This is a genomic window from Psychrobacter sp. JB385 (genome assembly GCF_900163785.1).
Lineage (GTDB): Bacteria > Pseudomonadota > Gammaproteobacteria > Pseudomonadales > Moraxellaceae > Psychrobacter.
Genome location: NZ_FUKN01000010.1, coordinates 28,600 through 47,565 on the forward strand (window position 1 = coordinate 28,600; position 18,966 = coordinate 47,565).

Sequence of the window (18,966 nt, forward strand, 5' to 3'; positions counted from 1 at the left end):
TGAATCACAAGCCTAATACCGACTTATAAGTGGTGAAAATTTGTGGTCGTCGCAGTTTGCCGTTATCCGTCAATAATCCATTGTCAGTGCTGAATGACTGTTTTTCTAGATGCCAGTGTTTGATACGGGCATAGTCGGGTAAGGCCTGATTAACGGTTTCTATAGCGTGTTCGATCGCCGATTGTAGGTCGCTACAATTGGTCGCTACTTCGTTAGGGTTGGCGACTATTACAGCAGATAGGCTTGGTTCCCCATCTCCCAGCACCGCCGCTTGATAAATGATTGGCTGCGTTAAAAGCTGTGCTTCTACCCATTCAGGCGAGATGTTGCGCCCAAAACTACTGATCAGTACGTTTTTTCGTCGACCCGTGATATATAAATACCCATCGTTATCTATATAACCGATGTCACCTGTGGCGATAATGCCATTGTCTTTGTTATTCATATCTTCGCTGCTCGTGTCATGGTTTAGGTAGCCTTGCATGGCATTGCCTTTTACCATAACTTCGCCACTGGCTGCGATGCTAACCGAGGCATGGGGCATGGGTTTGCCCACACTGCCTTCACGCTTTGCTTTGGGTGTATTTAAACTGACCACAGAGCCACATTCAGACAAGCCATATCCTTCATAGACAGGCAAGCTCAGTGCTTTAGCATCTTGTAATAGGGTGGGCGAGACTTTGCCACCACCGACTGCCATAAACCGTAGAGATGGTAAAGCAGCGCTCGTACGAGCGTCAGGGTTTTTATTGGCTGCCATATACTCGCAAATAGCTTTGAGCATTTGCGGTAACAAGATAACGCTAGCAATGCGATGCGTTTGCACGGTTGTGATCAGTCGTTTGGCGTCAAATGCTTGATTGGATAGCAAGCCAAATTGATCAATCTTACCAATGACTAAGGTGCGACCCATGTATAGACTCACGTAGACGCCAGCCACATTTTCTAACAAAGTGGCAAACGGCAATACGCTCAAGTGACCGAAATGACTTGTGATATCTAAAGGGTTAGCAGCGTCGTCTGTCAAGGTGTCAGCGAGTGCTTCTGCTAGAGATTCGACAATACGCATCAAAGTGTCTTGTCCTAAGCAAACTCCTTTTGGCATACCTGTGCTGCCAGAGGTATAAGTAACTTTGCAAAATTCGCTAGCAATAGCTGACGCTTGAGAGGTCAGCGTATCAGCCGCATCGTTGTTAAGTTGATAAAACTCACCTGTGATATAAGCGGCGTGTTCAAGCTTTAATGCGGCTACTTCTGCTGTTTTAGCAATAACCCAATTATTCACATTGTGATTCACATGATCTACGTCATGTATGGCGGGCAGTGTCAAACCTGCGCCAACGTATACCAGCTCGATCTGTGCATCTTGGAGTAAGTGAGCCACTTGCGAGTCACTAAAAAATAAGGGTATGGGTATTACGACAGCACCTGCGGTACTTAGTGCCAAATCAAGTATGACCCAATCTATCTCATTATGCGCATACAAGGCCACACGCTTGCCTTGCCATGTATGCAATGTCTGATGAAGCAAGGCGAGGGTGCGCTGAAGCGCATCATAAGTGAGGCTAACGGTATGCTCGCCCACTACCGTTTTGATTGCTACTTGCTTGGGTACCTTGCGAGCGTGCTCACATATTGCGGTATAAATTGGTGTCATTTCGTCCTCATTACTTTGTGGTTATACAGTACTATCCGTTAAGTGGTTATTTTGTGAAGAGGAAGATCTGCGGTAGCGGCCATCTCCAACATTTCGGTATAGCGATAATGGGGCGCGCATACGCTTTTGGCGTCCGCCACATTGATGGCAACGACCAAGGGATTTTGTTGATAGTAATGTCCCCATGCTGATATTTGTTCAGGATCTTTTAGAGCCTCGGCAGTGGCTTTGGCAATGATATGGCTACGAATACCCATATGTGCCAATATATGCCGCACAGCCTCTGTACCTGTACAGACCACCCAATCGGCTTTGGTTTGGCTCTCATGGGTTACTGGATGCAGAGTGGGAGTAGATAAATAAAACACCAAAAATGCAATCATAAGCCGAGCGCTGCCAGCATGACCGGATGCCAAATTACCAATCTCAAAAATGCGCTCCCGACTGACTGGCTCGCCTGCTATCTGACTGACTTCATTTTGTATATGAGATTCCAAATACTGCTCTAAAAATATCTTATCTTCAGAAATAGGCCTTAGACCAATCGCAACACTTGTCCCTTTAAATGCAGGTAAGGCGCTGTCATCAGAGGATAACCAATCGCCATAAGAGGGCATATCAGCAAAACCTGAAAACAAAATAGGCATAAAATAACTTAATCTGGCGTGATGGATGTATTCGTAGATTTGCTTGATAAAAGCTTGAGCATCTTGGTTTTGAGCATATGAAGCGGGCGATGCCTCTACTGGCGTTTGTGTGCTGGCGCGAACATATAAAGACGAGGGGATTCCTTGCACATTCAATACTGGCATTGGCTTAACTGCCTCAATATAGAACGTCGTGTTAAAGACATTTTGTAAGGTATGAGTGCTATCGATAAATAATGACATGAGCGATCTCCAAATTGTTAAAAGTGTTTAGAACGATTAACATCATGGAAGAATCATAAGGTACCAACCTTAACTGAACCTTAAGACAATATCGTTGCAAATATCTAATAGGATAAGAGGTTTATACAAGGGTATAAAAGGTAAGGCACGGCACACAAAAAAATAGCGCATCCATATCATGAATACGCCAAAAGCTGATCAATATTGAAAGGGGTTATGGTACTAAATATAAGGTGTTAATCAGTTCTATGTCGATATTGGGGTGTTTAAAGTACTTGACTGGGTTTTGCTTTTTTTACCATCGACAGCTGCACTGAGATTGACTAAAAAGATGGCGACGGCTGCAATCATACCTGGGATGGCAATGAACAAGAAATTGGTCTGATGGCTCAGCTCAAGCGTCAGTAATGCACCCGTCAAGATGGGTCCGACGATCGCGCCAATACGACCGATACCTGACGCCCAGCCCATAGCTGTTGTACGAACGGCGGTCGGGTAGTACTGTGCCACAAAGGTATAAAGCAGTATTTGAGAACCAATCGTGGTCGCGCCAGCAATCGCGATGAGCGTATATAGAACCACCTGCGGGCTGTTATAACCAAGCAGTATCAATGAGATTGCCCCGAGCGCAAACATAATGGTCAAGACGGGTTTAAGATGAAATTTATCAGCAAGCACACCGCCACCAATCGCGCCAATCATACCGCCAATGTTGAGCGCAAATAAGAAAATCATACTTGCTCCTAGCGAATAGCCTGCTTGAATCATCAGTTTGGGTAACCAGCTGGCTAAGGCGTAAACCATCAGTAGACACATGAAAAACGCCACCCAAAACATCATCGTCGTAAAGCCACGGTTTTTTAGGAATAGCGCTTTGATAGGGGCATCATCCCCTTTGGTTGGCTCGTCCAATAGCAAGGTGGTAGCTGGAGTGATAGTTTCTTGTGGAGCCAGTTTTTGTACAATAATCTTTGCTTCGTTATCCCGTTTCTCTTTGACCAAATACATCAAAGACTCTGGCAGCATTTTCCAAATGATGGGAAGTAATAAAGTTGGTATGCCTGCGATATAAAACATGATTTCCCAGCCAAAATCCACCACCAAAAATGATCCAAGTAGGGCAGACGCCATACCACCAATGGCATAACCGCTGAACATAATAGCGACCAACGTACTGCGAATGCGTTTTGGTGCATATTCAGACGTCAAGGCAACGCAGATAGGCATGACACCGCCAATTCCTAAACCAGCAAAAAAACGCAAAGTGGCAAATTGCATTGGACCATTAGCAAAAGCGCCAAAAAAGGTAAAGCTACTAAAAAGCGCAACGCAGATCATAATCGTTTTCTTGCGACCGATTTTGTCAGACAACGTCCCAAAAATCATTGCGCCAAACATCATACCAAAAAGTGCCGCGCTCGCGAGCAGCCCTGCCTGTACAGCAGTCAACGACCACTCTTCCATAAGTAGTGGTAGCGCTACGCCATAAATAACAAGATCGTAGCCATCAAAAATGATAATGAGCAAACACCAAAACAGCACCTTCCAATGAAAGGGTGTAAATTTGGCATCATCAATGACCTTATTGATGTTTAAAGTTGGTGATTCCATTCGACTTTCTCCGTGGGTAATGTCCCTATAAGTACTTATTAAGTTAGGGTTTTATCAGGATCAAGTCAAAAACCCTCTAAGTATAAATTTATACCTAGAGGGTATGGATATTGATTGGCTGATTGGTGCAGTATCGGTATTAATGGTCATCCTTCTTTTAAAAAACTCAACGCCCTAACAATACCAATGTAAAAATACCAATAAAAAACCGCTCATCTATCTTTTAAATAGATGAGCGGTTTTTTATTTAAGCGTGTTAAGTATTCACAAACTGGATCAGTTCAAAATACCATAAGCAACCAACGCATCGGCAACTCTCTTAAAACCAACGATATTGGCACCTGCCATATAATCGATATAGCCATGCTTAGTTTGACCGTACTGCTCTGAGGCATCGGCTGCGCTATCATGGATGTTTTTCATGATATTTTTGAGACTTAAATCTATTTGCTCAAACGTTTTGTATTGACGTACTGAGTTTTTTGACATCTCAAGCGCAGAGACAGCCACGCCGCCTGCGTTGGCAGCTTTGCCAGGAGCATAATGCACACGGTGCAAGCGCACGTAATCAATTGCCTCGGCAGTCAGCGGCATATTGGCACCTTCAACGACATAGGTAACGCCATTGTCAACCATGAGCTTGGTGTCGTCTACCGTGACTTCGTTTTGGGTTGCTGATGGAATTGCAATATCACCTTTAAATTGCCAAGGTTTTTGCTTGGCACACCATTCACCGCCGTACACAGCCACATAGTCGGCCAAAGGTTTGCTTTTTGCTTTTTGCGCTTTAAGCCAGTCGATTTTTTCTTGGTTGAGACCCGCTGCATCGTACAAAGTACCTTTTGAGTCTGATACTGTGACGACGATACCACCCAGCATATGGGCTTTTTCAGCAGCATGTAGTGAGACATTACCTGCACCTGAAATGAGTATTCTTTTGCCATTGATAGATTCGTGTTGCGCCGTCAGCATATTTTCTAAGAAATACACGGCGCCATATCCTGTTGCTTCCGTTCGCATCAAACTTCCGCCAAAACCAACGCCTTTCCCAGTCAATACGCCGCCATACTCATGCGTGAGGTTTTTATACATGGCAAACATGTAACTCACTTCACTCCCACCCACACCAATGTCGCCTGCAGGCACATCAATGTCTTTATTCACGTAGTGATGTAGCTCGCGCATAAAGGCATAACAGAACCGGCGTATTTCGCTGTCCGTTTTGCCTTTGGGATCAAAATCTGAGCCACCTTTACCGCCACCCATTGGCAATCCAGTCAGTGCGTTTTTGAATATTTGCTCAAAACCCAAAAACTTCAAAACAGACTGATTGACGGTAGGGTGAAACCGCACACCGCCTTTATAAGGCCCCAGCGCATTGCTAAACTGAACGCGCCAGCCGCGATTGACCTGCACGTCACCTTGATCATTTTCCCAGTTAATACGGAACGCCATAATGCGGTCAGGCTCAACGAGACGCTCGAATACTTTCAATGCACTGTATTCAGGATGGGCGTCGTATAGTGGTGCAATCATCATGGCAACTTCTTTGACCGCTTGAACGAATTCAGGTTGGTGGGCATAACGCGCTTCGACTTTTTCGATGGCCTGACTGATACTCATATGTTTTCCTTGTTAGTATGGCAAAGCTCGTGGTAATGGTTTAGCGTCATTAAAATGACTAGGCTTGATGTACAGGTTTTATGCGTCACTGATTCATGGCTAAATAATCTATGGCCAGCTGACTCAGCGCTTTAGTACCGATTTTAAAAGAGGATTCGTCGGCGTAAAAATAGGGAGAGTGGTTGTAAGGGGCTTTACTGGCATCTTGTCCTACAGGTGTACCGCCTAAGAAAATAAACAGGCTCGGTACTTCTTGAGAATAAAACGCAAAGTCTTCAGAGGCTGTTAGTTTTGGCACATCAAAGACATTGTCAGCACCCGCTACATTTTTGAGTGTGGGCAGCATCTGTGCGGTAAGCGCGGGATCATTGATGGTGACAGGATAGCCTTTGGTGATTTTGACGTCTGCCTCTGCGCCTGATGCCATGGCTATATGAGAGGCCGTTGTTTTTATATTGTCAAAAATCTTGGCGCGATTGTCCATATCGAAGTTACGAATCGTACCAATCATGTTGACACTATCTGGAATAATATTGTCGCGGACACCGCCACTTATTTTTCCAAATGAGATAATGGCAGGCTCTTTAGTGATGTCAATTTGACGGCTGACAATATGATTGACCCCCGTCACGATCTGTGAGGCGGCCGCGATAGGGTCAACGCCATTCCACGGTGCTGACCCATGAGTCTGTTTGCCTTTTACGGTAATATCAAACGTGTCGCCACTGGCCATGATAGGGCCGCTTCGATAACCAATCTGTCCAGTATTTAGATTCGACATAATATGCAATCCAAACGCAACGTCTGGTTGATACTTCTTAAATATGCCTTCTTTTAGCATCAAGTTGGCACCGCCTTCCTCTCCTTTAGGTGCGCCTTCTTCTGCTGGTTGAAACACAAACATGATATTACCGTTCAGCTCTTTTTGTACCGCAGCTAATACTTCAGCTGTCCCCATAAGCATAGCCACATGGGTGTCGTGTCCGCAGGCATGCATCACACCCACGTCTTCTCCCATGTATTTGGTAACAATCGTTGATTTAAATGGAACATCGGCTTTTTCGGTGACGGGCAGGGCATCCATGTCTGCTCGTATCATCACGGTCGGGCCGGGTTTTGCCCCTTTTAAGTAGCCCACAACACCAGTATGGGCGATATCAGTTTCAACCTGCATACCGAGAGATTTTAAATGCTTAGCCACGAGAGCAGCGGTACGGGTTTCTCGGTTACTTAGTTCAGGATGCTGATGAATGTCGCGTCGCCATTCAATCACCTTTTTTTCAACACTTTTAACTTCTTTATCGATATTGATATCAGCGTGAGCGCTAAAGGCACTACAGGCAGCAATGCTAATAACCAATGCTTGCAATGATTTTTTCATGTTTCTTCCTTGTTTGGGGTAACGTCCTTGTGGGTAGTACTTTTATAGCTTCGCTTGGATACGCCGTAGCAGTGATGTGATCAACGCACCAAGTATTGCCGTATAAACTGATTGAATACGTCAGGTTGTTCAATATTCGAGATATGTGACGCCTCAATGGTAGTAAGCGTGGCATTGGGAATGCGTTCGACCATATATTGAGCGTCCTCAACGGTCGTCACGGGATCGGCTGACCCTGCCACCACGGTAATAGCAGCATCAATATCTTGTAATTGCGAGCGCGTATCAGCGTTCGATAATGCCTCACAGCAACTGGCATAACCTTCGCTACTACCAGCGGCAAGCGCCTCAGACAAGGTCTCGACTACATCAGGATGACTGCTGATAAATCCTTCTGTAAACCAACGCGATGCTGCTGTGGCCGCGATAGGATCTAAACCTTGCTCTCGTACCAATTGCGCGCGATCGTTCCAAGCAGCTTCGTTGCCGATTTTTGCAGCCGTATTGCACAGCATCAAATGATGAAAGCGATTGGGATGATGAATAGCCAGCCATTGACCTGTCATGCCGCCCATCGAGATACCACAAAAAAAGGCTTTATCAATGTGCAAATAATCAAGCAAATCAATGACATCTTGTCCAAGATCATTAAGGCTGTAAGGGCCTTTGGGTGCAGAGGATTTACCATGACCGCGCGTGTCGTAACAGATGATAAAGTACTCGTTTTGTAAGGCAGCGATTTGCGGCTGCCACATCTGATAGTTGGTTCCTAAAGAGTTAGAAAATATCAGGGCAGGGTTGTGGCGATCACCAAAAGTGGCATAGTTTAAGGTAACATCTTTATTTTCAAGTACAGGCATAACGATCATCCTTATTTGTCATTGTGGGGTGATTATGATGGTAGTGGCGCATCGGGTTATGACTACGATGACTGGTGATCTATGCGTTCAATAATCATGGCAATTCCTTGTCCCACGCCAATACACATCGAGCAGATGGCAAAGCGTTTGCTGGTTTTTTCGAGCTGGTTGAGCGCGGTCAAAACCAATCTTGCCCCTGATGCACCTAGCGGATGACCAAGGGCAATCGCACCGCCATTGGAATTGACGCGTTCGCTATCGTCAGGCAATTCCAAGTCACGTGTGCAGGCCAACGATTGGGCCGCAAAGGCTTCGTTCAGTTCGATGACATCCATCTGGTCAAGCGACAGACCTGTTTGTGCCAGTAATTTTTTTATGGCAGGGGCTGGAGCAAATCCCATGATGCGCGGTTCTACACCGACCGTTGTTGCAGCCACAATACGAGCGCGTGGTTTTAAGTCGAACTGTGTCACTGCTTGCTCTGAAGCGATTAAAAAGGCGGCCGCACCATCATTAATACCTGAGGCGTTACCTGCCGTTACGGTGCCATTTTCTTTGACGATGGCACGAAGTCTGGTTAATTTTTCAAGCGTGGTATCAGCGCGAGGGTGCTCATCTGTATCGACAATGACTGCATCGCCTTTGCGCTTCGGAATAATGACAGGGGTAATCTCGTCTTTAAAGAACCCTGATGCTTGCGCCGTATTGGTACGTTGTTGGCTACGTAGCGCAAACGCATCTTGGTCAGCGCGATTGATATCAAATTGTTCAGCGACGTTTTCGGCAGTTTGTGGCATAGTTTCAGTACCATACAAATCATCAAGCCTAGGGTTGATAAAGCGCCAGCCCATCGTGGTGTCTTCAAGTGTTTGCGTACGACCAAATGCTTTGTCTGATTTGCCCATCACAAATGGCGCACGGCTCATGCTCTCAACACCGCCTGCGATAACAAGGTTGGCTTCTCCCGCTTTAATGGCGCGGGCTGCAATGGCGATGGCGTCCATCGATGAGCCGCACAAACGATTGACCGTGGTTGAGGGCACTTGATAAGGCAGACCAGCCAGCAATGATGACATGCGTCCAACATTACGATTGTCTTCTCCGCTTTGATTGGCGCAGCCATAGATGACATCATCTACTTGCTTCCAGTCGACATTGGCATTACGCTTCATTAATGCTTTGATGGGGATAGCACCTAAATCGTCTGCTCTTATTGGTGCCAAGCTGCCGCCATAACGCCCAAACGGTGTGCGAATGGCATCAATAATATAAGCGTCATGTAAACCAGTGATAAAGTCGGTCATGGTCATATCCTGTTCTTAGATTTGGGTTTTGAGTATGGAGTCTTGTTATGCCTGCGTGGCATCAATGAGTGTGGCGCCAGTCACAGCTTGCAACTCAGTAAAGCTCATGCCGTCTACTATCTCTGTCACGACCAGTCCTTTCATCGTGACATCAATGACACATAGATCGGTAAAGATACGATCCACGCAGTGTTTGCCTGTCACAGGATAAGTGAGTTCGCTAACTATCTTTGGCTCGCCTGTTTTGGTCGTGTGGTTGGTCATTACAAAGACTTTTTTGGCACCAACGGCTAAATCCATAGCGCCGCCAACAGCAGGTATGGCATCTGGCGCACCCGTACTCCAGTTGGCCAAGTCACCATTGGCTGCTACTTGGAATGCACCCAGTACACAAATATCAATGTGACCACCGCGCATCATGGCAAATGAGTCGCCATGGTGAAAAAAGCTACCGCCATCAAGCATGGTGACGTATTCCTTGCCGGCATTGATAAGCTCTGGGTCTTCCTCACCTCTGGCAGGTGGCGGGCCAAAAGCCAGTAGGCCGTTTTCTGAATGCAAAAATACATCTTTGTCAGCAGGCAAGTATTTGGCAATTTTGGTGGGTAACCCAATGCCCAAATTGACATAGGCGCCATCTGGAATATCTTGGGCAGCACGCTCAGCGATTTGATCCCGTGTGAGTAATGTATGGCTCATGGTGACGCTCCTTATGATTGATCGTATTAAGCGATAGCCGCAACGTTAGAATGAGCAGGCTGGACTTGCACCACGTGCTGTACAAAGATACCGGGCGTGATGATGTGTTCGGGATCCAGCTCACCAAGCGCAACTGTTTTAGAAACTTGAGCGATAGTGACGTCAGCTGCCATCGCCATTATGGGACCAAAGTTACGGGCAGATTTGCGATAGACTAAGTTACCCCAACGATCGCCACTATCCGCTTTTATTAATGCAAAATCTGCTTTGATCGGATACTCAAGGACATAGTCTTTACCATCGATATGGCGCGTTTCTTTACCTTCGGCAAGTAAAGTGCCAAAACCTGTTGATGTATATACTGCTCCAAGTCCCATACCTGCGGCCTGAATACGGCATGCCAGATTGCCTTGTGGCACCAGCTCAAGCTCGATTTTGCCTGCATGATATAGCTCATCAAATACCCAAGAATCCGATTGGCGCGGAAACGAGCAAATGATTTTGCGTACCGCCCCTGTTTTTAATAGCTTGGCCAGTCCATGGTCGCCATTACCAGCATTATTGTTGATAATCACTAGGTCTTTGATACCCAAATCAATGAGCGCATCAATCAGTTCGGCAGGTTGTCCTGCTGTACCAAAACCACCAATCATAATGGTGGCGCCGTCTTTGATTTGACTGAGCACATCCTTGAGGTCTTTATCTGCTTTGTTAATCATGTTGATATCCTATAAAAAGGGAGAATTGGTTAACGTTGGCTGGCACTTTCTTTAATAAATTGTTTAGTAAATCATACGGCTGATTTGGTTTTAACAAGGGTTACTGGAAAATAGTACTATCAATAGCTCGTGAAATTTGTGATTAAGAAAATGACAATAGACGCTTTTTGTTTAACACATAATGAGCCACCATACCGATAACAATGCCCCAAAACACCGAGCTCAATCCCAAAAATCTCATGCCAGAAGCGGTCGCCAAAAAAGTGATTAAGGCGGCATCTCTTTGTTCGTCGTCTTTCATGGCAATCGTAATGTTGGTAGCGATAGCCCCAATGAGCGCCAGTCCAGCCAATGCCGCGACCAGCTCTTTTGGCAACAGACTAAACACAATGACAATACTGCTTGCAAACAAGCCGCCTAATAAATAAAAGATGCCGTTGGCAACCCCTGCGATATAGCGTTTTTCTCGCAGCTCATGCGCATCTTTGCCCATACACAAGGCTGCGGTGATGGCCGCGAGTACAATGGTAATGCCGCCCACACAAGCGACGGCTAATGACGCAAGGCTTGCCACACTGACAATGGGTTTGGCAGGCGTGTCGTAGCCACTAAGATTCAAAATGGCCATGCCGGGTAAAAACTGTCCTGTTAAGCTGACCAAGATAAGCGGAATGGCAAGGTTAAACGTCGCATTCCACGTCCATTCAGGCCAAATAATCGTCGGTATGGTAATGGCCAAATCCATATCGACAGGGTTCATTCTGCCAAGTAACACGCTTAATATCATCCCGCATAGCAATACCCAAATCATGGTGTAGCGCGGTGAAAACCGCTTGGCGAATAAATAGCAACCGAGCATGCTAAATACGATAAATGGCATGGTGTTGGTGGCAACAAAAAGCTCTAAACCAAACTGAAACAAAATACCGGCCATCATGCCTGCCGCAATACCATTAGGAATCCACCGCAAAATTTTGTCAAAAGAACCAGTAGCGCCTACCAAAAATATCACTACGGCTGAGAGGATATAAGCCGATACGGCCTCATTGATGCTCATCTCAGGAAACACGGTCACCAGTAGTGCCGTGCCAGGCGCTGACCAAGCAGTAATAATAGGTGCCTTATATCTAATAGACAGATAAATGCCAGAGACAGCAGCGCCTATAGATATGCCCCAAATCCAAGAAGCCATCATAGTATCTGAGATCTGAGCGGCTTGCGCAGCTTGAAAGAAAATAATCAACGGGCCAGCATATGAGATGAGTACCGCCAAAAATCCTGCCACAGACGCCGAGAGTGACCAGTCTTTTTTTAAGGTTTGGATGACAGAGGCCATATTGCTTCCTTGCAAATGAGCGATAATCAAAGGGTAGTAACGATGAGTCAGTCTACAATACTGCTAAAAAATTTAGCCTGCGTCGCCACCACCAACAGGAAGGGTGCTGCCAGTGATATAGGAGGACTCATCTGACGCTAAAAACACAATGGCATTGACCTGCTCATCGATTGTGCCGTAGCGTTTCATAAAGGTGCGATCAATGGTTTGGTCAACGACTGCTTGCATCCATAGCTTTTCATCATCTGTTAAGGGCGTAGCATTTCGAGGGATTTTTCTGGGCGGTGCATCAGTACCGCCTGTGGCGACTGCATTGACACGAATTCCATCATTGGCGTACTCAAAAGCGAGCGAGGCGGTCATGGCGTTGACACCGCCTTTTGCAGTGGAATAGGGAATACGGTTGATACCACGTGTGGCGACGGAAGAGACGTTTACGATAGTACCTGATTGCTGCTCGACCATGGCTGGCAATACTGCACGGCAACACCACAAGGTTGGAAATAATGAGCGACTGACTTCCTTTTGAATGTCTTCTTCTGAGAAGTTGATAAAGGGTTTCATCCATATCGCACCGCCAACATTATTCACGAGTACATCGACACGACCATAAGTCTCTATGGCTTTATTGACCGTGTCTTGTGCCCCTTGATAGGTCTCAAGATCTGCTTGAATCGTTATCGCATCACCGCCGTTCGCGATTATTTTAGCTAAGACTGCTTCCACCAATGGCGAGAAGTCTGCCATAACGACTTTTGCGCCTTCGTTTGCGAGACGTAAAGCAACGCCGCGCCCAATACCTTGGGCGGCACCCGTGACGATACAGACTTTATTATCAAAGCGTTTACTCATTGCTATCTCCTAAAAACCTTGCTTGTCTTTTTATAATCTAAGCCCTGTTATTTTTCACTTGGCGTAAATTTCTCATAATAAAAATTGCTGGGCTTGAGCTGACTGGCATCTAACCAATGACTGACCGCGTCAACCATGGCTAAAGGGCCGCAAAGATACACGTCGACATCGCCGCCATTTAACCAATCCTCTTCCACATGACTTGTGACATAGCCTTTACGCTCGTGATGACTGTCTTCGCTTGCCACACAGGTACGATAATCAAACCATGCATGGTTTTGTTTTACCTCTTCTAGCTTTTCGATTTCTACCAAATCCGTATCATTGGTGACACCATAAACCATATTGACAGGGTGATGACCGCCACTCACTTCTAAGCTTTTTAGCATCGATAAGAAAGGTGCAATGCCCGTTCCACCTGCCAAAAATAGAGTCGGGCGAACCAGCGGACGCAAATAAAAGCTACCAAACGGCCCTTCAAAATCAATGTCTTGACCAAGTTGCGCGATATCCGATAAAAAGGTGCTCATCTTGCCGTTAGGAATATTACGAACCACAAACTCAGCCTGCTTGGCATTCGGTACAGAGCTGAACGAGTAAGAGCGTGTCTCGTCAGAATCGGGGATATTGATATTGACGTATTGTCCTGGCAAAAATACCAAGGCATCTGGATTTTCGATATCAATGCCAAAGTGAATGGTTGATTCAGACAAGACATTGAGCTGTTGAAGTTTGCCTTTGAAAGTCGATTTACCGACTTTGCAAGCTTCAGAAGAGCTTGGTACTTTAATGACACAGTCGCTTTCAGGAATCATCTGACAGGTCAATACATAGCCTTCGCTGGCTTCAGCTTCTGTGAGGGCATCTTCGATATACATATCAGGGTGCATGTCATAGCTGCCCGATTCGCAATGACAACGGCAAGTGCCACATGCGCCATCTAGACAATCCACTGGAATGTTAAATTTTTGACGATACGCGGCTTCGGCAACCGTCTCATCTGCTTCACACTTGATGAATCCTGTGACGCCGTCTTCGAACTGTAGAGCAATACTGTATTCCATGAGAAATATCCTTTTTTCAACACGTATTAAATGAAGCATTTACTAAATATTGATTAGGCAGTGGCTGATTAATAGCCAAATAATGAGCGAATATTAGACGTGATAGACATCCATAATTTGATGCACATAGTCGTCTTTTAAAACCACATATTTATCCAAAATCTTTGGACGATCTTGAGTCATGTCTATTTTGTATTGAGAGTAACCCCAGTAGGTATTGGTCTCGTGATAGCGAAAAGACTTGTTGATCCAATTAAAGCGCACCGTCACGATACCGTCGTTATTCTCCAGCAACTCAATATTGGACAAGTTGTGGGCAGTACGAGTATCGGGAATGGTTGCGGATGAGCGCTCCGTTTCGATACGGAAGATACGATCTTCAAGACCACGACGATCAGGGTAATAAATCAGTGAGATCTCTCGTTGCGGGTCACTAATTAGCTCGCCATCATCATCCCAACTCGGCATCCAAAATGGGCAGTCTTCGTCGTAACACGTGAGCCATTCTTCCCAGTTTTTTTCATCCAGTAAACGTGCCTCACGGTATAAAAACTTCCGAATCTCTTCGATACTAATGCTTGTGTTTTTCATAATCCTATCCTTATATATTGATTGGTCTTGCCACCATCAGCCATCGACAGGCTTTGGTCGCCAGCTATACCGTGTCGTTGTTTTTTTGTGCCAAGGCTTTTTTCATCTCTTCATGCCAGTAGCGATGCTGTACGGTATAGAGACCCTCATCTTCGGTCTTAACCCCACTCATCAAAGGTTTAAGATCAATGGCAGCAGCGCCTTCATCAGCCCCTTCAATCCAATGCTCTGAGCCTCGGCACATATCGTTCCATTCCAGCTTAATCCCGTTGTAGCCTTCTTGACATGAGCGGAATTCTTCCAAATCGTCAGGCGTCGCCATGCCAGTGACATTAAAGAAGTCTTCGTATTGACGAATGCGGCGCGTACGTGATTCATCACTTTCGCCTTTTGGCGCGATACACCAGATGGTGACTTCAGTTTTATCAACGGCTAATGGACGAAGCACGCGGATTTGCGAGCCAAATTGATCCATGATGTAGACGTTTGGATACAGGCATAAGTTACGCGAACGCCCAATCATCCAATCCGCCATCGCCTCGCCATATTTGGCCACATAATCGTCACGATACGCATAGTTTGGACGGTCTTGTGGGTTTTCCCAATGTGTCCATAGCAGCATATGACCGTTTTCAAAGGAGTAAAACCCACCGCCTTGACGACCCCATTTCCCTGCATTCATGGCTTTGATATTGTCGGCCTTTATCGCTTCTTGCTCTTTACGGCGCGCAGTCGTCGCCGCGTAGTTCCAATGTACGGCTGACACGTGGTAACCATCGGCACCATTTTCTGCTTGTAGCTTCCAATTTCCATCAAAGGTATAGGTTGAAGTGCCACGTAGGACTTCGAGACCTTCTGGAGATTGATTGACGATCATGTCAAGGATTTTGGTAGAGCCGCTTAGCCACTCTTCGATAGGGGCAACGTCATCATTTAGACTGGCGAATAAAAAGCCTTTATAGTTGGCAAGCTTGACCGGTTTGAGGTCGTGTGAGCCTTCTTTGTTAAAGCCTTCAGGATACCCTGCGTGTCTTGGGTCTTTTACTTTGAGTAGTTTGCCTGAGTTATTAAAAGTCCAGCCGTGGAAAGGGCAGGTGTACGTGGTCTTGTTGCCTTTTTTGTGGCGGCATAATTGTGCGCCGCGATGTGAGCACGCGTTGATCATGCAATGCAGCTCACCTTCTTTATTACGGGCAAGGATGACGGGCTGACGTCCAATGTAGGAGGTGTAGTAATCGTTATTATTTGGCACCTGACTTTCATGCGCCAGATACACCCAATTGCTTTCGAAGATATGTTTCATTTCAAGCTCGAACAGCTCTTGATTGGTGAAGGCGCTACGATGCAAACGATAAACGCCTTCTTCTTTATTTTCTTCTAAAAAATCATCAATGGTAATATCTGATCCTTCAGGTACTAGATTGATACGCTCGCTCATAATGGCCTTCCTTGTATAATAACGGTGTGAAATAAGAGTAAGAGTTGACGCTTGATACGGCAGCTATGGACGTATCAAACGCAAAACGTGATGGTTTATTTATATTTAATAGCGAGTAGTCTTAAACGCTTGCTGTAGTCTTAAATACTTGCTATTGCATGACGCTATCAAGCAACCTTAACCTTGGGCGCGTCGGCGTTCGACTTCGCTGCCTTGAACAGTTTGTTCGATGTCTTTGACAAGATAAAAATCAAAATCAATACTGGCATAAGGCTTATCAACTTCTTTTTCTTTTAGCTTGTCTGCATCTTCGACCATAGTAACCTCTGGTACTAAACCTTCACGGCTTGCAAAAGCAAAGTCATCCCATAAGTATTCATCGCCATCGATGTTGATCTGTGTGGTCAACTTGCGATAACCCTCTGCACTAGCAAAGAAATGAATGTGGGCAGGGCGATGACCATGACGTCCTAATGCCCCGAGTACTTTTTGTGTCATGCCATCTGGCGGTACTGAGTATCCAAGTGGCACGATGCTACGAAAAGCATACTTGCCGTTTTCGTCCGTGATGATACTGCGACGTAGGTTGAAAGGTGTTTGTGATTCATCAAAGAACGAATAATTGCCCAAGCTATTGGCATGCCAGACCTCTACTTTGGCGTTTGGTAGTGGCTGATTGTCTTCACCATAAACCGTACCTTGCATAAATAACACGGTACCAATATCAAGGTTTGTACCGTCATCTAGACGCGCAAAGCCTTTTTCTTCTGGCGCACCAGCGACATATAGTGGGCCTTCGATGGTACGAACCGTCCCACCATCCAGACCCGCTGCTTTTAAATCTTCTTCAATCATCAGATCCATGAAATGATCAAAGCCAAGGCCGGGTGATAATAATCCTGCTTCTTTGCCCAAATCACCGATGAACTCCACACCAGACCAGTATTCGTCGGCCGTGATTTTGAGATCATTGATGGCTTGCATAAGATCGGTGACGATACGTAGTACAATCTCTTGTACGCGTGGATTGACCTGCTCAGGGAAGTCTATTTTGCCTTTGACGAACTGCGTGGCTAAAGATTCAATTTGGCTGCGTTCCATGTCTCTCTCCTTGTTGAGGACTGTTTAAAAGGTCAGGTTATCGAGTATTCTTACTCAAATTTTGTTTGTCTTATTAACTGTTTGATCAAATTTTGGATGACGAAATATACTGGGTCTTATATAGACCACGGCTGTTCAGTAATAAGAAATAAGAAGCTGTTAGTTAGATGTGCTATTGAGGAGGTGTCTGGTTGTGATGACACCTATTGATAGCATTAGCAATTATCAGCTATCGTCATCACGCACAGAGGATGGATGACGGAGTAATGGGGTGATCTCAACTTTCATATAAGGATAAAGCGGCAAAGACATCATAATGTCGTGTAACTCTTCATGACTCTCAACATCGAAGATGCTAAAGTTGGCGTATTCACCAGCCAAACGCCATATGTGACGCCATTTGCCTTGCTCTTGTAGTTTTTGCGATAGGGCTTTTTCGGTGGCTTTAAGCTCATTGACCGCATCTGCATCCATATCGGTCGGTAATAAAACATCCATTCTGACGTGATATAACATAACTGTTTCCTTACATTTAATGAGGGGAATACGACTGATAAGGGCTTTCTATCAGCCTTTATTACTATAGGTATATTCTTATACCCAATAGTGCTCGGTTACACGGTCTCACTATAAGTGTTATTTGCATAATCTAACGATGGCGTTGTTAGCATGGCTGCGGCCTGCTTGGCATAATGATAGACTTTGTCGTTATCAACTTCGATGCCCAGACCTGCACCTGTAGGGACATTTAGGCCAAAGTCTTGATAATCTAATGGCTGCGCTAAAATATCTTCAGTCAATAAGAGCGGACCGAACAGCTCTGTATCGAACCTTAAGCTTGGATATGTTGAGAACACATGGGCTGATGCCGCTGTGCCAATAGGGCCCTCTAACATCGTACCGCCATACAGCTCCACGCCTGCCAAATGTGCCATTTGTCCAATCAGGCAGGCTGCTTTTAGGCCACCTGCCTGATTGATTTTTACCGCAAAAACATCTGCACAGTGGTCGGCTGCTAATTGAAAAGCATTTTGTGGGTCTTGAACCACTTCATCTGCCATAATCGGTACATCAAAGTGCTCCGTTAAGCGCTTCAGTGCTGATTTATTACGCATCGATATGGGTTGCTCGATAAGATCAACGCCGCCATTTTGTAGTAGACTGATACCTTTCATTGCTTCAAGTTCTGTCCAAGCCTGATTGACATCGACCGTGATGCGGCAGTTGGGTAACGCTTGCTTGATTGCCAATACATGCGCCACGTCGTCAAGTATAGGACGGCTGCCAATTTTTAATTTAAAAATGCGGTGCCTGTTTTGTGCAACCATTTGCTTGGCTTCATTGATATCGGTCGCGGTATTACCGCTGGCAAGTGTCCATGCAACTTCGATACGATCACGGACACGACCACCGATTAGCTCACTAACAGGCAGGTTCAGACGTTTGCCTTCAATATCGAGTAACGCGGTTTCAATCGCACATTTCGCAAAACGGTTGCCATTGATATGAACATTTAGCAGTTGCAAGGCTTTTGCTACGTTGGCAGGCTGCTCTTTCAGTAATAACGGGGTAAGGTAGGTATCGATATTGGTTTTGATGCTGTGAGGACTTTCGTCAGCGTAGCTTAGACCACCAATCGTTGTCGCTTCGCCCCAGCCTTCATAGCCATCTTCTGTTTGGATGTGTACGAGTACGAGTACTTGTTCGTTCATGACGGTACAAGCAAGCTTGTGTGCTCGGATAGTAGGTATTGGTACCAGCAGGGTATTAATTGAACGAATCATGACAGTCCCTAATTGATGAATGGTGCTTCCATATGCTTAATAAGAACTATAAATGT

Annotated in this window: 17 protein-coding genes; all 17 read right to left on the reverse strand. The window is 45.6% G+C overall.

The window, feature by feature from the left end:
• Nucleotides 1–4: 4 nt before the first annotated feature.
• Complete coding sequence (locus tag CZ794_RS04230; protein WP_087040401.1) at nt 5–1,657, reverse strand: AMP-binding protein; 1,653 nt, start codon at nt 1,655–1,657, stop codon at nt 5–7.
• Nucleotides 1,658–1,695: 38 nt separating this feature from the next.
• Complete coding sequence (locus CZ794_RS04235; RefSeq protein ID WP_087040403.1) at nt 1,696–2,547, reverse strand: thermostable hemolysin; 852 nt, start codon at nt 2,545–2,547, stop codon at nt 1,696–1,698.
• Between the two features lie 246 nt (nt 2,548–2,793).
• Nucleotides 2,794–4,158 carry an aromatic acid/H+ symport family MFS transporter gene (locus CZ794_RS04240; RefSeq protein ID WP_087040404.1) on the reverse strand — a complete coding sequence of 455 codons (1,365 nt, stop codon included), beginning with the start codon at nt 4,156–4,158 and terminating at the stop codon, nt 2,794–2,796.
• Between the two features lie 276 nt (nt 4,159–4,434).
• The gene (gene gdhA / locus CZ794_RS04245) at nt 4,435–5,781 is read right to left on the reverse strand and encodes an NADP-specific glutamate dehydrogenase (RefSeq protein ID WP_087040406.1); all 1,347 of its coding nucleotides are present in this window, start codon (nt 5,779–5,781) and stop codon (nt 4,435–4,437) included.
• An 85-nt stretch (nt 5,782–5,866) separates the two neighbouring features.
• Nucleotides 5,867–7,162: a M20 family metallopeptidase gene (locus CZ794_RS04250; protein ID WP_087040407.1), complete on the reverse strand. Its 1,296-nt coding sequence runs from the start codon at nt 7,160–7,162 to the stop codon at nt 5,867–5,869.
• 80 nt (nt 7,163–7,242) lie between these two features.
• The gene (gene pcaD, locus CZ794_RS04255) at nt 7,243–8,022 is read right to left on the reverse strand and encodes a 3-oxoadipate enol-lactonase (protein ID WP_087040409.1); all 780 of its coding nucleotides are present in this window, start codon (nt 8,020–8,022) and stop codon (nt 7,243–7,245) included.
• A 62-nt stretch (nt 8,023–8,084) separates the two neighbouring features.
• Complete coding sequence (gene pcaF, locus CZ794_RS04260; protein WP_087040674.1) at nt 8,085–9,326, reverse strand: 3-oxoadipyl-CoA thiolase; 1,242 nt, start codon at nt 9,324–9,326, stop codon at nt 8,085–8,087.
• Nucleotides 9,327–9,371: 45 nt separating this feature from the next.
• Nucleotides 9,372–10,025 carry a 3-oxoacid CoA-transferase subunit B gene (locus tag CZ794_RS04265; RefSeq protein WP_087040411.1) on the reverse strand — a complete coding sequence of 218 codons (654 nt, stop codon included), beginning with the start codon at nt 10,023–10,025 and terminating at the stop codon, nt 9,372–9,374.
• A 26-nt stretch (nt 10,026–10,051) separates the two neighbouring features.
• Nucleotides 10,052–10,744, reverse strand: coding sequence for a 3-oxoacid CoA-transferase subunit A (locus CZ794_RS04270; RefSeq protein WP_087040412.1), 693 nt, complete (start codon nt 10,742–10,744; stop codon nt 10,052–10,054).
• A gap of 142 nt (nt 10,745–10,886) precedes the next feature.
• Nucleotides 10,887–12,080: a benzoate/H(+) symporter BenE gene (gene benE, locus CZ794_RS04275; protein ID WP_087040413.1), complete on the reverse strand. Its 1,194-nt coding sequence runs from the start codon at nt 12,078–12,080 to the stop codon at nt 10,887–10,889.
• Nucleotides 12,081–12,152: 72 nt separating this feature from the next.
• On the reverse strand, nt 12,153–12,932 hold the full coding sequence (locus CZ794_RS04280; protein WP_373407889.1) for a 1,6-dihydroxycyclohexa-2,4-diene-1-carboxylate dehydrogenase: 780 nt from the start codon (nt 12,930–12,932) through the stop codon (nt 12,153–12,155).
• A 47-nt stretch (nt 12,933–12,979) separates the two neighbouring features.
• On the reverse strand, nt 12,980–13,996 hold the full coding sequence (gene benC / locus CZ794_RS04285) for a benzoate 1,2-dioxygenase electron transfer component BenC (protein ID WP_087040416.1): 1,017 nt from the start codon (nt 13,994–13,996) through the stop codon (nt 12,980–12,982).
• A 93-nt stretch (nt 13,997–14,089) separates the two neighbouring features.
• Nucleotides 14,090–14,587 carry a benzoate 1,2-dioxygenase small subunit gene (gene benB / locus CZ794_RS04290; RefSeq protein ID WP_087040417.1) on the reverse strand — a complete coding sequence of 166 codons (498 nt, stop codon included), beginning with the start codon at nt 14,585–14,587 and terminating at the stop codon, nt 14,090–14,092.
• 64 nt (nt 14,588–14,651) lie between these two features.
• The gene (benA, locus tag CZ794_RS04295) at nt 14,652–16,025 is read right to left on the reverse strand and encodes a benzoate 1,2-dioxygenase large subunit (protein ID WP_087040418.1); all 1,374 of its coding nucleotides are present in this window, start codon (nt 16,023–16,025) and stop codon (nt 14,652–14,654) included.
• 177 nt (nt 16,026–16,202) lie between these two features.
• A complete protein-coding gene (gene catA / locus CZ794_RS04300) occupies nt 16,203–17,126 on the reverse strand; it encodes a catechol 1,2-dioxygenase (protein ID WP_087040420.1) in 924 nt (307 codons plus the stop codon).
• 225 nt (nt 17,127–17,351) lie between these two features.
• Entirely contained in the window at nt 17,352–17,642 is a 291-nt protein-coding gene (catC, locus tag CZ794_RS04305) for a muconolactone Delta-isomerase (RefSeq protein ID WP_087040422.1), read from the reverse strand.
• A gap of 98 nt (nt 17,643–17,740) precedes the next feature.
• Nucleotides 17,741–18,910: a muconate/chloromuconate family cycloisomerase gene (locus CZ794_RS04310; protein ID WP_256958861.1), complete on the reverse strand. Its 1,170-nt coding sequence runs from the start codon at nt 18,908–18,910 to the stop codon at nt 17,741–17,743.
• Between the last annotated feature and the right edge of the window lie 56 nt (nt 18,911–18,966).

Excerpts from the sequence above, each read along its gene's own strand:
- CZ794_RS04230 (WP_087040401.1), bottom strand. The coding sequence starts at position 1,657 with ATGACACCAATTTATACCGCAATATGTGAGCACGCTCGCAAGGTACCC.
- CZ794_RS04235 (WP_087040403.1), bottom strand. The coding sequence starts at position 2,547 with ATGTCATTATTTATCGATAGCACTCATACCTTACAAAATGTCTTTAAC.
- CZ794_RS04240 (WP_087040404.1), bottom strand. The coding sequence starts at position 4,158 with ATGGAATCACCAACTTTAAACATCAATAAGGTCATTGATGATGCCAAA.
- gdhA (WP_087040406.1), bottom strand. The coding sequence starts at position 5,781 with ATGAGTATCAGTCAGGCCATCGAAAAAGTCGAAGCGCGTTATGCCCAC.
- CZ794_RS04250 (WP_087040407.1), bottom strand. The coding sequence starts at position 7,162 with ATGAAAAAATCATTGCAAGCATTGGTTATTAGCATTGCTGCCTGTAGT.
- pcaD (WP_087040409.1), bottom strand. The coding sequence starts at position 8,022 with ATGCCTGTACTTGAAAATAAAGATGTTACCTTAAACTATGCCACTTTT.
- pcaF (WP_087040674.1), bottom strand. The coding sequence starts at position 9,326 with ATGACCGACTTTATCACTGGTTTACATGACGCTTATATTATTGATGCC.
- CZ794_RS04265 (WP_087040411.1), bottom strand. The coding sequence starts at position 10,025 with ATGAGCCATACATTACTCACACGGGATCAAATCGCTGAGCGTGCTGCC.
- CZ794_RS04270 (WP_087040412.1), bottom strand. The coding sequence starts at position 10,744 with ATGATTAACAAAGCAGATAAAGACCTCAAGGATGTGCTCAGTCAAATC.
- benE (WP_087040413.1), bottom strand. The coding sequence starts at position 12,080 with ATGGCCTCTGTCATCCAAACCTTAAAAAAAGACTGGTCACTCTCGGCG.
- CZ794_RS04280 (WP_373407889.1), bottom strand. The coding sequence starts at position 12,932 with ATGAGTAAACGCTTTGATAATAAAGTCTGTATCGTCACGGGTGCCGCC.
- benC (WP_087040416.1), bottom strand. The coding sequence starts at position 13,996 with ATGGAATACAGTATTGCTCTACAGTTCGAAGACGGCGTCACAGGATTC.
- benB (WP_087040417.1), bottom strand. The coding sequence starts at position 14,587 with ATGAAAAACACAAGCATTAGTATCGAAGAGATTCGGAAGTTTTTATAC.
- benA (WP_087040418.1), bottom strand. The coding sequence starts at position 16,025 with ATGAGCGAGCGTATCAATCTAGTACCTGAAGGATCAGATATTACCATT.
- catA (WP_087040420.1), bottom strand. The coding sequence starts at position 17,126 with ATGGAACGCAGCCAAATTGAATCTTTAGCCACGCAGTTCGTCAAAGGC.
- catC (WP_087040422.1), bottom strand. The coding sequence starts at position 17,642 with ATGTTATATCACGTCAGAATGGATGTTTTATTACCGACCGATATGGAT.
- CZ794_RS04310 (WP_256958861.1), bottom strand. The coding sequence starts at position 18,910 with ATGATTCGTTCAATTAATACCCTGCTGGTACCAATACCTACTATCCGA.